Below are 13,340 nucleotides of genomic sequence, written 5' to 3'. Positions count from 1 at the left end.
CTCAGTCGAACACCAGGCCGTTGTCGACCACCAAGTTCTGACCAGTCACAGCGCGTGAAGCTGGGGACGCGAAGAACGTGGCTGCCGCCGCGAACTCTTCGGGAGTGGTGACATGCCCCAAAGGGGTGGTGGAAGCGATAGCGTCAAACACCTCGGGCGGGGTGGCCGAAGACGCGTCCGTGGTACGCAACAGACCGCCGGACACCATGTTCACCCGGACTCCCAGAGGCCCCAGGTCCTTTGCGAAAGTCCTGGTCACGGACAAAAGCGCGGCCTTTGAAGCGGTGTAGTCGTGGTACGGAACAACCGGGTTCTGGAACAGGTTGGTGCCAATGTTGATGACGCGCCCGGACCCCAGTTCGCGGAACCCTGGCAGGGCCGACTGGATCGTGTTCACCGCACCACCCACGGAACCGCGGAACTGTGCAGAGAAGTGTTCGTAGTCGATTTCATCGGCGTGGGGGCGTTCGTCGCCGTTAAAGGAAAAGTCCACCAACGCGTTGTTCACCACGGTGGACACTGGGGCGTTCCACTCCTCTTGCACGTGCTTAAACATGGCAAGAACCGCGCGGAAGTCGGTGACATCGGCCTGAACGGCGAGCGCCCGGCCGCCTTGTCCCTCAATCGATTTAACAAGTTCACCTGCAGCATCTTCGCTGGTGCGGTAGTTGATGACGACACTGGCACCTTCGGAAACGAACGTCTTCGTCAGAGCCGCGCCCAGACCTCGGGCACCCCCAGTGATCAGGACAATCTGGTCGCTGATGGGCAAAGCATTTGTCGAATGGGCATGTGCGTTAGCCATAGTGACTCCTCCAATGCGTAGTTGGCACCATCATCGCATTCCCCGACCAAAAATCCATGCCCACCGGCCCCAGCCGAACGCCACGAGTCCATCTTGTGACACGACGAACGGACCTATGCGGGGTTTCACATCAGGCTGGCCTTTTGACTGGTTGCCGGGCCCGCTTGTGACCCTTCGGTAGCGGATGCGGGCGCCCACGAAGTCCGCCCGCGCCTCGGGTGGTAGCTGCCGCGCGTCAGCCAGGCAGAATAGGAGGCTCGCGCCGTCTGTGTCGTGGTCGGCAGGTGGGTGTGTGGTGTGCCAGTCCTGTGCCGTTTCCCATGCAGGTTCGCCTTGCGAACGCGCGCGCTTCAGGCCCACGGCAAGGCCACGGTAGTGCCCACCTAAGGTGCTCAAACGTTTGGAAAACAGGCTACTTCGAGCCGCATCAAGTTTTTTCTGGTCCAAGCCCATCGTGTTGTCCGCACCACCCACCATGATGGCCACGAACTGAGCTTGGTCCTGTGCCAGCTTTTCGCGAATCGCGGTGAGGTCGCGGGCCATCACGGCGTGATCCTGTCTAGGCCTGCGATGTCGGCGAGCGCGTTGAGTTCAGCGAACATTTCGTCTTCAGGTGGGAACGCTGAGTCACGTTCCAACATGAGCGGAACCGGACCGGTTCGCTCCACCACTTCATGGGCCAACGCCATGACTTGCTGTACAACAGGGCTCGCGTGGGTGTCGTGGTACATATCGCCTCGCCACGAACCGCCCGCGATGTGGCAGTACGCGATCCGATCTAAGGGCATAGCTAAAACATCGGTGAGCGGGTCGCGCCCGTGATTGGTGGCGTTTGCCCACACGTTCGCAATATCGAGCACGAGCCCGGCCCCTGTTTCATCTAAGAGCGCTGTCACGAACTCGCCTTCGGGCATCTGCGGGTCCGGCCATTCCACCAGGGTGGCGATCGGCTCGAGTGCGAGCGGGCGTTGCAACACATCTTGTGCGCGGTTCACGTTGTCGACCATGACAGCCAGCTGGTCACTGGTGGGCGGGACTGGCAACAAGTGCCCAGCTTCCAGCACCCGGGCGTGCGGCGACGAAAACCCGTCTAGTTCCTGGGCGCGAACCAGTGCAATGTGTTCACTGATCACTGGGGAGTCGCACGCTTCTGCAACCGCGTTGAGCATGTTCAAGGTATCCGCGTCCGGGGGTTCAGCCGAACCCAGAGACAGTGACACCCCGTGAGTGACCACCGGGACATCCGAATCAACCAGAACCTGCAGGTGCTCATCCAAGGCGCCCGGATTGTGGTTCTCGGCTAGAACCTCAACAAAAGCAGGCGTCAATTTGGCCTGCGACTGACGCATTTCCCAACGCCACCCCACACCTAAGCCCGCGGGGAGACTACTCACGAACGACCTCGGGACGATACATCCAAGGAGCGAATGTCATTGGTCAGCTGCTTGTAGTTGCGCGAACGGAACTTCTTGGTGGGGTTGGAGACCTTTTCGCGGAAAGCCCAGGCCAGAATCCCGACGACCACCAGCACCTCGATCAACAGACCCCACACCGGTTCGTGGGCGAACGCCAGCATGACCAGGCGCGCGGTTCCCAACAAAAACAGAGCCAACCCGGCGGCCTGCGCAACCAACAGGGCCGGGTGCTTGGGGCTGATGAGCATGCCAGTTTCGCGCATGCCACGGCGAAGATCCTGCACAAGGGCGCGCGAATAGTCGTCGCGTGCAAGTTGTTCGTACACGTGCTCAGGGACTTCTTGCTTGTCGGTGATCTCCAGGGCGCGTTGAATGAGCGGCTGTTGCATGAGCCCGCCAAAGATTTTCACGTCACCGTTGCGTGCGAAGTATTCGGCTCGAGCGGGAGGGCACACCAACGTGGACACGGTGGCGTATACGCCTGAGCGGCGGTCCTTGGAGTATGCCAGTTCCAAAATGTTGGGTGTGCGTGCGTATTCGCGGCTCACCATCACGCGAGCGCCCCACACAATGAAGAACAGCAGCACCACCGAGGCACCATAGAACCACAGGAAAGCTCCACCTGTGATGTGGTCGAACATGAATCTCCTCCTCTGTGGCTACCAAACCCATGCACACGGTAGCCACACACCAGACTAGTCGCCACCTCCACAACCACCGCAGCCACCACCGCCACCGCACGAGCTACACGAGCTGCACGAGGATCCTGAACCGCACGAGGAGCTGCCAGCACCGTCCGCGAGCGCTGCCGCCGTTGGCAACGCCCACAACGAGGCAAACGATGGGTCCAGTTGCCACGCGGCTGAGGCTCCACCCACCGCCAGGGCCAGGGGGAAGCCCAGGGCGAACGCTTGCGACTGAGGTTCAAGTCCCCTCATTTGCGCCATGGTGTCCTTAAGCGTTACGGCGCGTGTTCGCTTCATGGCCTGCGTTGGGCCCGCGTACACATAAAATCCGATCAAGAAAATGAGGCCAAAGGTCATGGCCACAAGGAAGCCTACGGGCTTGTCGTTAAACATGCCCACGGCGCAACGGAAAAGTCCGAATAGAAACACTGCAAGCGTGAACCAGCCGGCCAGTTTACGCAGGAACGTCTTGTTGTCTGACAGAAGGCGGTTGCGCTTCATGTCAGCAATGAGGTCTTTTTCAAGTTCTTTGAACCCGAGGTCGTTCTCCGCGCGCTTGGAAATGGGCAGGTGCTGAAGATCAGTTGCCTCCATGAGTTGGCGCACCCGTCCCACAATGGGGTGCGAGCTGATGTTGCGGTACAGCTCTGGGTTACCGTGACGTTCCAGGTGTTCCAGGCGCTGTGGCGGGTCGAGTAGGGACACGACGGTGGTGACCAGGCCTATGCGGCCACCTGATGCGTAGGCCAGTTCGAGCACGTTAGGGGTTTTGCGTAGCGGCCCGGCTGATGTCATTCGCGCGACGATGAGCAGGACAACGCATATCGCAATGAGCACCGCGTAAAAGGCCAGGAACACGGGTCCCGGCACATCGGTCATAAACAGGTTCATGGTTCAAATGTACGGGCTGAATGTGCGCTGTGTGTGGCGAGCAGGTTACATCTGTACGTAGATTTGCAATGGATGTGGGGTCTACCAGGGCACCCACCCCACAAACCCCACCCACCCAACCGGCTACGCTTGAGATATGCGAATTTGTGTCACTGGCGCTTCTGGACTGTTGGGATCTGGTGTTGCTCGCGCGCTCATTGAGCAGGGCCACCACGTGACCACTTTGCAGCGCAGGCCGTCCGGGGTTGACGGGGCGCAGGATGTGCTGGGATCTGTCACGGACCCTGCGTGTGTGGAAGGTGCGCTCGCCGGCGCCGAGGCGGTCATCCACCTGGCAGCGAAAGTCTCCATGGCGGGTGACTCGGCGCAGTTTGACCGCGTGAACATCGATGGAACACGCACGGTGGTTGAAGCCGCCCAGGCTGCGGGTGTGAAGCGTTTCGTCCACATTTCATCGCCTTCGGTGGCACACTCAGGGTCGTCAATTATTGGGGATGGAGCCCAACCCGCAAACCCGCAAACAGCCCGCGGGGACTACGCACGCACAAAAGCACAGGGCGAAATCATTGCACTGAACGCAGATTCCGATTCGTTCCCCGTGATTGTGCTACGCCCCCACCTCATGTGGGGCCCTGGTGATACGCAACTGACCGAACGCGTCATCGAACGCGCCAAACAGGGCCGCATCCCCATCTTGGGTTCGGGCACTCCCCTGATCGACACGCTGTATTCGACGAACGCTATAGACGCGATCCTCGCAGCCCTTGAGGTGGTGCCCCACACGCACGGGGAGGCACTCGTGGTGACTAACGGGCAACCTCGGCCGGTTGGCGAACTTCTCAACAGGATTGCCGTGGCTGGCGGAGCTGACCCCATCCGCATGCACGTCCCAGCCGGCGCCGCGAAAGTGGCAGGTTCTGCGATTGAGACCGTGTGGAACCTCACCGAGCACGACGACGAACCACCTCTCACGCACTTCCTTGCCGAGCAGTTGTCGACCGCGCACTGGTTTGACCAGCGCCGCACCCGTGAGGCGCTAAATTGGACGCCCGCTGTGAGCATCGAGCAGGGTCTGAAGATCCTGGCTCAGCACTACGGAAAGTAAATCGCCGCCGAGGTGGTTGCGGGGTGACCGAGCAACGCACGACTGGAACGACACCCACCTGGGATTGCAAGCATGACACGCGATAAGCGTTCATTTTGAAACTTTTTTTAACTTTTTTCTACGCGCTTTGATGTGCTCATGACCTGCGGAATCACATCGGTGTAAGCATTATTTATAACGTTTCGGCTACGCTCGCGTGTATCATTTGACGCAAATGTCTACTACGATCCTTTTTGGCGACACAAGCTAAATGCTCCCACTTCCCACTTTTAGGAACATATGCTTAAGACAAAATTGCCACTTGCAATCGCTGTAGGCGTTGTATCAGTAGGCCTCTTTTCAGCTCCCGCGTCGGCGATGCCGTCACTGACGGGTAATGTGACCGACAACAATTCCAGCTCGACGAGCGATGATGTTGCGCAACCCGAACAGTCGCAGTCACCGGCTCCAGTTGACTCGACACCGGAAGAATCAGAGCAGACTCAGCCAGTCCAGAACGAGTCGAAGCCACAGGCAGATCCAGTCCAGAACGAGTCGAAGCCAGAACCGAAGCCAGAGCCCAAGCGACAGCTTCCTCCGCAGCCGTCGTATCTGGACAAAGACCAGATTGAAAACGCCCGCATCATTATTGGCGTGGGACGCGCGTTCAACGTATCTGACCGGGGAATTCAGATCGCGTTGATGACAGCGTTCCAGGAATCCGACATGTACAACCTGGATCACGGCGACAAGGACTCGAAGGGGCTGTTCCAGCAACGCCCCAAGTACAACTGGGGAACCGAAGACGAAGTCCAAACGCGCACATTTGCTGCTCAGTCCTTCTACGGCGTGAACCCCAAGGTGGAGAACGCGGGTCTTCTGGACATTCCAGGCTGGGAAAAGATGAGCCTGAACGACGCTGCGCAAGCTGTGCAGCGTTCGGGATACCCGGACCGTTACGGCAAGTGGGAGAACTTGGCATGGCGAACGCTCAAGGCCAATGACGACGCGCCCAAGATCCACCATGCAGGACCGGTTGAATAGTCCACGCCACGTGGCACGACGCGCGTGTCTCCCAGGCGCCTACTAGGGGAAGGGAGCCAGGGAGACACGTCGTTTGTTCCACGCGGGTAAGATACTCAATATGTCAGAAACTACAGCCGTCGATGTCAGCAAGATTCACCCTGAGGGTGACTGCGACATTCCAACAGAATTTTCGTCGCAAAAAAACATCAGCCTTACCGCTGAACTATTCAAAGCTCTTGCTACACCGTCACGCCTGAAGATTCTGCTCACTTTGTCCCATGGACCGGCCAGCGTCAGCAAAATCGTAATCGCAACCGAGCTGTCACAGCCACTGGTGTCACAGCACCTCAAAGTGCTCCGTGGGATTCATCTGGTGTCCGTGCAACGCGATGGTCGAGAAGCGATCTACTCGCTCATGGACGACCACGTCGCGCACATCATTCTTGACGCCATGGCCCACGTCAACGAACTCGAGAACGCCAACTAGCCAAGCAAACCCAACCCGCGCCTTACTTTTCCAGATAAGCCGCTTGGAACTTGGCGATGCGACGCAGGGCCTCAGCAACCGCCTCGGGCCCGGCAGCCAAGGAAATACGCACCCACTTGTCACCGTTCACGTTGTCGAAGTCAAGACCGGGCGACACCGCGACACCTTCCGTTTCCAGCAACGCCGAACACCACTGGGTGGCGGTTTCATACGGCCCCAGGACGTCCTCTACCAGGCCATACATATAGAACGCGCCGTCAGCAGGTGCCAGGTCACGCCAGCCCAGCGACGGGGCAGCGTCCAGAACGTTTTGACGCGCGCGAGCAAATCCCGCGAGGGCCTCCTCACCTTCCGCGTAGGCAGATTCGGTGAAGGCTTCCACGGCGGCGTGCTGAGCTGGAACCGGGGCGCACAGCGCGTAGTTTCCAGCAAGGCCCGAAACTGTGTCCACAAGGTTTTCGGGCAGAACGGCCCAGCCTAAACGCCAACCGGTCATGCCCCAGTACTTAGAGAATGAGCTGATGACAATTGCGTCGTCGTTGAACTGCAGGGCGCAGTCACCGATCGAGTCCGTGAAGGTGATGCCGTGGTAGATTTCGTCGCTGATGATGCGAACGTCGTGGCTGTGGCACCATTTGGAGAGCTGTTCGAACTGCTCACCAGGGATCATGGTGCCGGTGGGGTTCGCCGGTGAGGCGAGCATGATACCCGCGAGCGCACCTTCACTGTGTGCCTGGTCCAGCAATTCAACCGTGGGTTGGAAGCGTTCGTCGGGGCCACAGTCCAGTTCGACGACCTCGATACCCAGGCCGGCCAAAATGTTCTTGTACGCCGCGTAGCCGGGACGGGCCAGAGCCACGCGGTCACCTGGGTCAAAGCACGCGAGGAAGGACAGGAGGAACGCACCGGAGGATCCCGTGGTGACGAAGAACCGGTCGGCTGGGATGTCCAGTCCGTACCAGCGTTTGTAGTGGCCGGACAGTGCTTCGCGCAGAGGCAGGATACCGGCGGCTGGCGAGTAGCCCAGGGACGTGCCATCGGTCATGATGTCTGCAGCACGGGTGCGAACTGCTTTAGGTGCGCCCTGCAGCGGTTCACCCACGCACAGGGAAATGATGTCGCGACCCTGATCTTCGAGTTCTGCTACACGTTGCAGAATGTTCATGACAGAGAACGGGCGCACCACCTTCGCCCGGTCTGAAATGCGTGTCAGGGTGCTGGGTAAAGGTTGGTTGCTACTCATGTTCACATGGTGTCACACCAACCCGTTAAGCAGCGCGCGAAACACCGGGCGCACTGCCACGCGAAGGGCTCAGCACCGACGCCCCACGGAAGACCATGTGGTCACGGTAGGCCACTGGGTAGAACGGCTCGGGTGCGCTTTCGCTCCGCAACGCGCTGTGAACAAAGTCTTCAGCCTCGTCGAAATGGTCAGCGTTGGTGCGCGGAAGCACGGCCAACTCTTCTACCAGGAATCGTGTCACCAGCGCCTGGCTAAGCATCCGCCCATCTTCCAAAGTCACACCCTGGCGCGTCCACTGCCACAGTTGCAACCGCGCAAGCTCAGCCGTCGACACATCTTCGACGTACCCGTTGTAACCGACACTACCCACGCCTCGCAGCCACGCATCGATGTAGTGCAGGCACACCCGCAAGTTCCACCGCACACCTTCCTCACTGATCACCCCGGAAGGCACCGTGAGCAACTGTTCGGTGAGATCTACACGGTCGGTGGCGACGACCTCGGCCACGGGAGCCGACACACGGTCAGCCCGCGCCTTCCCATACGCCGCACGCACCACATCGATGAGTGACCGGTGCGCGATCCACGTGCCGTCGAAGCCAGCGGATACCTCGGCCAGCTTGTCCTCATACACGCGCTCACGCTCATGTGGCTCCGCAACCGGCAAATGCGCAGACTCAACCACAGCGGTACTCAGCCCGCCCAACGCCTGGGCGCCACGCCGGTGACACGTGCTCACCAGCAGGTCCGTAAACGCGCGAATGAACGGCGAATCCGACCGAATCTCGTCCCGCTGCGGAACCGTGAACCCTTCGCGCAGGCCAAAGTGCGTAACCAGCGAACCCACGTAATCCCAACGCCCAGCGGCCAAGCCAACCACGTGGTCACGCAGTTCGTACAAGATTTCGTCCATCTGGAACGCCGCCGTCACCGACTCGATCAACACCGTCGCCCGAATCGTCCCCCGGGCAAACCCCAGAGTCTCCTGCGCGTGCTCAAACAGGCTGTTCCACAACCGCGCCTCGTACCTGTTTTCCACCTTGGGCAGGTAGAAGTACGGCCCGTGATTGCGCTTGAGCAACGGCCGGCTGTTGTGGAAGACGAACAGCCCGAAGTCCACCAGGGTCGCACTGGCTGGGTGCGCGCGCCCGGTCGCGTCCGTCCAGGTCAGGTGGTCTTCTGTGAGGTTCCATCCCCGAGGTCGCAGCACCATCGTGGGCGGGTGCGGGTTGCGTGCTTTGAAGGTTTTCCCCGAACGCGACTGGAACGCGAAATCACCACGGGCAGCCCGCATGAGGCATTCGTGGGCGGTGACCACGTTCGACCAGGTGGGCGCCATGCCGTCTTCCAGGTCAGCCATCCACACGTCAGCGTCGGAGTTACACGACTTGGCGGCCTCCCGGGGTTCCACCGGGGTCGCCAGCTCCACCACGCGGCGTTTGAGTCCCGGCGCTCCCGAGGTGCCCACCACCTTCCAGTCTCCGTTGCGGATATCGCTGGTGGCAGGGTCAAAAGTGGGGAGGTCACCGTTCTCAAAACCACCTCGGCTGGCGTTGCGGGCGGCGAGAAGTTCGCGTCGGCGCGCGTAGAACACGCGGTGGAGTTCGTCGAGGAAATCGCACGCGGCGGGAGTGAAGATGTTGTCGATGCCGGTGATGTGTGGCCCGTTGACGGTGAACATGGTGCCTCCTTGTAGTTCGAGGCGCCCAGTAGTGGCTCAGGCTACCGGGCGCCTCGAAGTGTGGGGTGCTCTGTTTTTAGAGCGGTGTAGAGCGGTTTAGAACTGCGCTGCTTCAGTTGAGTCCTTCAGCGCGGTGGTCGAGGACTGTGGGTTGACTGCCGTGCTGACCAGGTCGAAGTAGCCGGTTCCAACTTCGCGCTGGTGCTTGGTGGCGGTGTAGCCACGCTCTTCACTACCGAACTCGCGTTCCTGCAGTTCGACGTATGCCTTCATCTGTTCACGTGCGTAACCGTGTGCCAGGTCGAACATGGAGTAGTTGAGTGCGTGGAATCCGGCCAAGGTGATGAACTGGAACTTGTATCCCATGGCTCCGAGTTCGCGCTGGAACTTGGCAATCGTGTCGTCGTCCAGGTGCTTCTTCCAGTTAAACGACGGCGAGCAGTTGTAAGCCAGCATCTGGTCTGGGTATTCAGCCTTGATCGCTTCCGCGAACTGGCGAGCCACATCCAGGTCTGGAGTGGAAGTTTCCATCCACAGCAGGTCGCTGTACGGTGCGAATGCCAGACCGCGGTCGATGCATGGCTGCAGTCCGTTGTTGACCTTGAAGTAGCCTTCCGCGGTGCGCTCCCCTGTGAGGTACTTCTGGTCGCGTTCGTCCACGTCCGAGGTGATCAGGGTTGCCGCTTCCGCGTCAGTTCGCGCGATGATGAGGGTGGGGACGTTTTCAACGTCGGCTGCCAGGCGGGCTGCGTTGAGGGTGCGGATGTGCTGTGCAGTGGGCACCAGCACCTTTCCACCCAGGTGGCCGCACTTCTTTTCGGATCCCAGCTGGTCCTCGAAGTGGACACCAGCAGCACCAGCGTTGATCATTCCGCGCATGAGTTCGTACACGTTGAGCGCGCCACCAAATCCGGCTTCCGCGTCAGCGACGATGGGTGCCAGCCAGTCTTCGACCGAGGTGGTGCCTTCCGAGGTCTCAATCTGGTCGGCGCGCATGAGTGCGTTGTTGATGCGACGCACGACTGCTGGCACCGAGTTGGCTGGGTAGATGGACTGGTCTGGGTAGGTCTGGGATGCGAGGTTGGCGTCTGCCGCGACCTGCCAACCAGACAGGTAGATCGCCTTGAGGCCGGCCTTGACCTGCTGTACTGCCTGGTTACCGGTGAGGGCACCCAGCGCGTTAACGAAGTCTTCCGAGTGGACCAGGTTCCACAGGCGCTCGGCACCGTGACGAGCAAGCGTGTGCTCTTCGATCAGCGATCCGCGCAGTTTAACCACGTCATCTGCCGTGTAGTCACGGGCGACACCGGACCAGCGTGGGTTGGTTGCCCAGTCGCTGCGGATTGCATCGGCGTTGTGGAGTTCGTTAGTCATCGCTTCTCGCTTTCATATGAGTGTTCTTGCATTGGGTGATGCAAGCTTTTTTGTTGCTGTGAAACCAGTATTCGGTGTGCGCAAGGGGGCCGGAAGGTTTTTCTCGAGTAAAAAATGACCGTTTTTCTGTTTTGCGTGAGTATGTCGCTTTTGTGGCACGAGTCACATTAAGATAAGCGCATGGGAGAACACATGCCAGGCGCACGCAGTTTCGGCGCCGACACAGGTGCGAGCGAACACACCGCCGAAGGAACCGCTGACGCACTCAGCATTGGTCGCAAGATCCGCCACTTTCGCACCGAACATGGGATGACCCTGGAACAAGTGGGCGAACGAGTGGGCCGGGCCGCTTCACAAATATCGGCGTTTGAATCAGGCAAGCGAGAACCCTCTATTACGCTCCTGACGGCACTTGCCAAGGCGCTTGACACCTCGGCGGCCGAACTCCTTGACCCCACCCCCGTGTCACAACGGCAAGCCTTAGAGCTGGAAGCCGAGCGCGCACAGCGCTCACCCCTCTACTCCTCACTCAACTTGCCCACGGTGCGCGTGAAGTCACTTCCCAACGACGCGCTCGAGGCGATCGTGGGCCTCCAGCGGAGTCTGCACGACATGACGAAGAAGCGCGCTGCCACACCTGAAGAGGCTCGGCGCACTAACCGGCTGTTGCGTGAAAAGATGCGGTCGCGTGGCAACTACTTTGGGGAGTTGGAGGAGCGGGCGCGGCAAGTGTTGGCCCACATCGACTATCACGGCGGGCCATTGAGCCGCCGGGACGCGGCTCATATTGCTGAGCGGCTGGGCTTCAGTCTGCACTATGTGTCTGATTTGCCCCGGTCAGTGCGGTCGTTGTCCGACACGCTCAATAAGCGGTTGTACATGTCGAATGACGATGCTGCAGGGACGGATCCGAGGTCTAATTTGTTGACGGCGTTGGCCTCAGCAATCTTGGAGCAGAAACCGCCTTCTGACTATCAAGACTTCCTCACCCAGCGTGTGGAAGCCAATTATGTCGCTGCAGCGCTTCTGATCCCAGAAAAGTCAGCCGTTCCGTTCCTGCAGGAAGCTAAGAAAAATCGTCGGATTTCTATTGAGGAGCTGCGCGACTACTTTGGCGTGAGCTATGAAACCGCTGCCCACCGGTTCACGAATCTGGCCACTGAGCACTTGGATTTGCCCGTTCACTTCATGAAGGTACACATCGACGGGACGATTCATAAGGCGTACTCGAATGACGGTTTGCCGTTCCCCACGGACCCGCTTGGCGCGGTTGAGGGGCAGTATGCGTGTAAGCGGTTCAGTTCGCGCACGGTGTTTACTGTTGCCGACAGGTTCAGCCCGTACTTTCAGTACACCGATACTCCGGATGGCACGTACTGGTGTACTGCGCGCGTCATGCCTGGCGCCGGCGATTTTGCGATTAGCGTGGGTGTTCCTTTCGCGCACGTCAAGTGGTTTGAAGGGCGTGACACGCATGTGCGCTCGAAGTCGTGGTGCCCGGACCCTAGTTGCTGCCGGAAGCCGCCTGAGTGGTTGGAAGAAAAGTGGGCGGATGCATCATGGCCGTCGGCCCGTACTCACTCGTCGCTTCTGGCGGCTGTGCCACCCGGAGTGTTTCCCGGAGTTGATTCCACCGAGGTGTTTGAGTTTCTAGAGAAGCACTCCCCCAGTTCATGACGTGCCCGTGACCACATGTGATGGTCTGGCCACATGTGTATCCGGGTGACTACTGTCCCACGCCCACATCCGTGATGCTGACGCCTAGCGTAGTAATCAATACAAGTCATCACATGAGAGGACAGTACAGATGATGAAGAAGCTACACATTCGCACAGCCGTCGTTACCGCTGCAGTTGCGGCATCACTTTCACTTACCGGTTGTGGTCTGTTGAGTGAACAGATCCAGCAACAGGGAGGCCAGGGCACCGAACAGCAGCCTCAGGGTGACGGAACTGCACCTGACCAAGGTTCTGCCCCGGACCAGGGAACAGCACCGGATCAGGGAACAGCACCTCAGGGCAACAACGGAACTGATCAGAGCAACTCGGGCTCCAGTAGCAGTTCAAGCAACAGTGGCACCAGTAACCATGGCAGTGGATCTTCCGGTAGTAGCTCGTCGAACGGCAGTTCTTCGGGCTCCGGCACAAGCGAAAGCCAAGACACCTCAAATAAAGCTTCAGACACTCGAGTCAAGGTCGATAAAGACGGTACCGGTGTCATTCCTAAAGCCGCAATTGAAGCTGATATCTACGACCTTATGAAGAACAAGTACAACATGAAGCAGCTAACAGCGGTGGAGTGTCGAGACGACGTGAAGGTTTACAGGGGTCGGGGTTCGCAGAGCTGTGAGCTTGAAACACCAGACCGACCATACTTTGGAACCGTCATTGTTAAAGGACTTAAGGACGGCATGATCCAGTACCAGATCAAGTTCCCAAGCCTGCCCGACAACGTCAAGGTGAACTAAGCTTGGGTGAATTGTTTAAGGGCCTGACCGGTGTGGTGGTCAGGCCCTTAATGATAAGAGTGGTTTTGCGGCGGTGTCTTACTCTCCCACACACTCTCGTGTGCAGTACCATCAGCGCTGTCAGGCTTAGCTTCCGGGTTCGGAATGGGGCCGGGCGTTTCCCTGACGCTATAACCACCGC

General features: G+C 59.3%; 13 protein-coding genes and 1 rRNA gene. 5 read left to right on the top strand and 9 right to left on the bottom strand.

Annotated features, from left to right (window positions below):
- Position 1: 1 nt before the first annotated feature.
- From MHX53_RS00070 to MHX53_RS00050, 5 genes are read right to left on the bottom strand one after another with little or no spacing between them, the layout of a single operon-like run.
- Entirely contained in the window at positions 2–805 is an 804-nt protein-coding gene (locus tag MHX53_RS00070) for a 3-oxoacyl-ACP reductase (protein ID WP_239270798.1), read from the bottom strand.
- A 30-nt stretch (positions 806–835) separates the two neighbouring features.
- Entirely contained in the window at positions 836–1,351 is a 516-nt protein-coding gene (locus MHX53_RS00065) for a hypothetical protein (RefSeq protein WP_239270797.1), read from the bottom strand.
- Positions 1,348–2,199 (bottom strand): DUF692 domain-containing protein, encoded by an 852-nt coding sequence (locus MHX53_RS00060; protein ID WP_239270796.1) that lies wholly within the window; start codon positions 2,197–2,199, stop codon positions 1,348–1,350. The genes MHX53_RS00065 and MHX53_RS00060 overlap by 4 nt, the downstream gene beginning before the upstream one ends.
- The gene (locus MHX53_RS00055; protein WP_239270795.1) at positions 2,196–2,861 is read right to left on the bottom strand and encodes a hypothetical protein; all 666 of its coding nucleotides are present in this window, start codon (positions 2,859–2,861) and stop codon (positions 2,196–2,198) included. Before MHX53_RS00055 ends, MHX53_RS00060 begins: the two co-directional genes overlap by 4 nt.
- Positions 2,862–2,915: 54 nt before the next feature.
- Positions 2,916–3,797 carry a hypothetical protein gene (locus MHX53_RS00050; protein WP_239270794.1) on the bottom strand — a complete coding sequence of 294 codons (882 nt, stop codon included), beginning with the start codon at positions 3,795–3,797 and terminating at the stop codon, positions 2,916–2,918.
- A 136-nt stretch (positions 3,798–3,933) separates the two neighbouring features.
- Between MHX53_RS00050 and MHX53_RS00045 the strand changes: the two genes are divergently transcribed.
- From MHX53_RS00045 to MHX53_RS00035, 3 genes are all read left to right on the top strand, one after another.
- Positions 3,934–4,902: an NAD-dependent epimerase/dehydratase family protein gene (locus MHX53_RS00045; RefSeq protein ID WP_204515113.1), complete on the top strand. Its 969-nt coding sequence runs from the start codon at positions 3,934–3,936 to the stop codon at positions 4,900–4,902.
- Positions 4,903–5,181: 279 nt separating this feature from the next.
- The gene (locus tag MHX53_RS00040; protein WP_239270793.1) at positions 5,182–5,925 is read left to right on the top strand and encodes a hypothetical protein; all 744 of its coding nucleotides are present in this window, start codon (positions 5,182–5,184) and stop codon (positions 5,923–5,925) included.
- Between the two features lie 100 nt (positions 5,926–6,025).
- On the top strand, positions 6,026–6,394 hold the full coding sequence (locus tag MHX53_RS00035; protein ID WP_239270792.1) for a metalloregulator ArsR/SmtB family transcription factor: 369 nt from the start codon (positions 6,026–6,028) through the stop codon (positions 6,392–6,394).
- Positions 6,395–6,416: 22 nt separating this feature from the next.
- Here the strand turns inward: MHX53_RS00035 and MHX53_RS00030 are convergent, their stop codons facing one another.
- From MHX53_RS00030 to aceA, 3 genes are all read right to left on the bottom strand, one after another.
- On the bottom strand, positions 6,417–7,637 hold the full coding sequence (locus MHX53_RS00030) for an aminotransferase class I/II-fold pyridoxal phosphate-dependent enzyme (protein ID WP_239270791.1): 1,221 nt from the start codon (positions 7,635–7,637) through the stop codon (positions 6,417–6,419).
- A gap of 25 nt (positions 7,638–7,662) precedes the next feature.
- Positions 7,663–9,318: an aldolase/citrate lyase family protein gene (locus tag MHX53_RS00025; RefSeq protein WP_239270790.1), complete on the bottom strand. Its 1,656-nt coding sequence runs from the start codon at positions 9,316–9,318 to the stop codon at positions 7,663–7,665.
- A 96-nt stretch (positions 9,319–9,414) separates the two neighbouring features.
- Complete coding sequence (gene aceA / locus MHX53_RS00020; protein ID WP_204515118.1) at positions 9,415–10,692, bottom strand: isocitrate lyase; 1,278 nt, start codon at positions 10,690–10,692, stop codon at positions 9,415–9,417.
- Positions 10,693–10,872: 180 nt separating this feature from the next.
- Here aceA and MHX53_RS00015 point away from each other — a divergent pair, with 180 nt between their 5' ends.
- Positions 10,873–12,369: a helix-turn-helix transcriptional regulator gene (locus tag MHX53_RS00015; protein WP_239270789.1), complete on the top strand. Its 1,497-nt coding sequence runs from the start codon at positions 10,873–10,875 to the stop codon at positions 12,367–12,369.
- Between the two features lie 133 nt (positions 12,370–12,502).
- Complete coding sequence (locus MHX53_RS00010; RefSeq protein ID WP_239270788.1) at positions 12,503–13,159, top strand: hypothetical protein; 657 nt, start codon at positions 12,503–12,505, stop codon at positions 13,157–13,159.
- Positions 13,160–13,224: 65 nt separating this feature from the next.
- Here the strand turns inward: MHX53_RS00010 and rrf are convergent.
- A 5S ribosomal RNA gene (rrf, locus tag MHX53_RS00005) occupies positions 13,225–13,340 on the bottom strand.

Origin of the sequence: Brevibacterium sp. ACRRH (assembly GCF_022346365.1) — a bacterium.
Classification (GTDB): domain Bacteria; phylum Actinomycetota; class Actinomycetes; order Actinomycetales; family Brevibacteriaceae; genus Brevibacterium; species Brevibacterium paucivorans.
Note: the sequence above shows the minus strand (reverse complement) of the source record. Positions and strands in the feature narration are given on the sequence as shown.

Coding starts and splice junctions, on each gene's coding strand:
- MHX53_RS00010 (WP_239270788.1), top strand. CDS start 12,503: ATGAAGAAGCTACACATTCGCACAGCCGTCGTTACCGCTGCAGTTGCG.
- MHX53_RS00025 (WP_239270790.1), bottom strand. CDS start 9,318: ATGTTCACCGTCAACGGGCCACACATCACCGGCATCGACAACATCTTC.
- MHX53_RS00050 (WP_239270794.1), bottom strand. CDS start 3,797: ATGAACCTGTTTATGACCGATGTGCCGGGACCCGTGTTCCTGGCCTTT.
- MHX53_RS00015 (WP_239270789.1), top strand. CDS start 10,873: ATGGGAGAACACATGCCAGGCGCACGCAGTTTCGGCGCCGACACAGGT.
- MHX53_RS00055 (WP_239270795.1), bottom strand. CDS start 2,861: ATGTTCGACCACATCACAGGTGGAGCTTTCCTGTGGTTCTATGGTGCC.
- MHX53_RS00045 (WP_204515113.1), top strand. CDS start 3,934: ATGCGAATTTGTGTCACTGGCGCTTCTGGACTGTTGGGATCTGGTGTT.
- MHX53_RS00040 (WP_239270793.1), top strand. CDS start 5,182: ATGCTTAAGACAAAATTGCCACTTGCAATCGCTGTAGGCGTTGTATCA.
- MHX53_RS00030 (WP_239270791.1), bottom strand. CDS start 7,637: ATGAGTAGCAACCAACCTTTACCCAGCACCCTGACACGCATTTCAGAC.
- MHX53_RS00070 (WP_239270798.1), bottom strand. CDS start 805: ATGGCTAACGCACATGCCCATTCGACAAATGCTTTGCCCATCAGCGAC.
- aceA (WP_204515118.1), bottom strand. CDS start 10,692: ATGACTAACGAACTCCACAACGCCGATGCAATCCGCAGCGACTGGGCA.
- MHX53_RS00035 (WP_239270792.1), top strand. CDS start 6,026: ATGTCAGAAACTACAGCCGTCGATGTCAGCAAGATTCACCCTGAGGGT.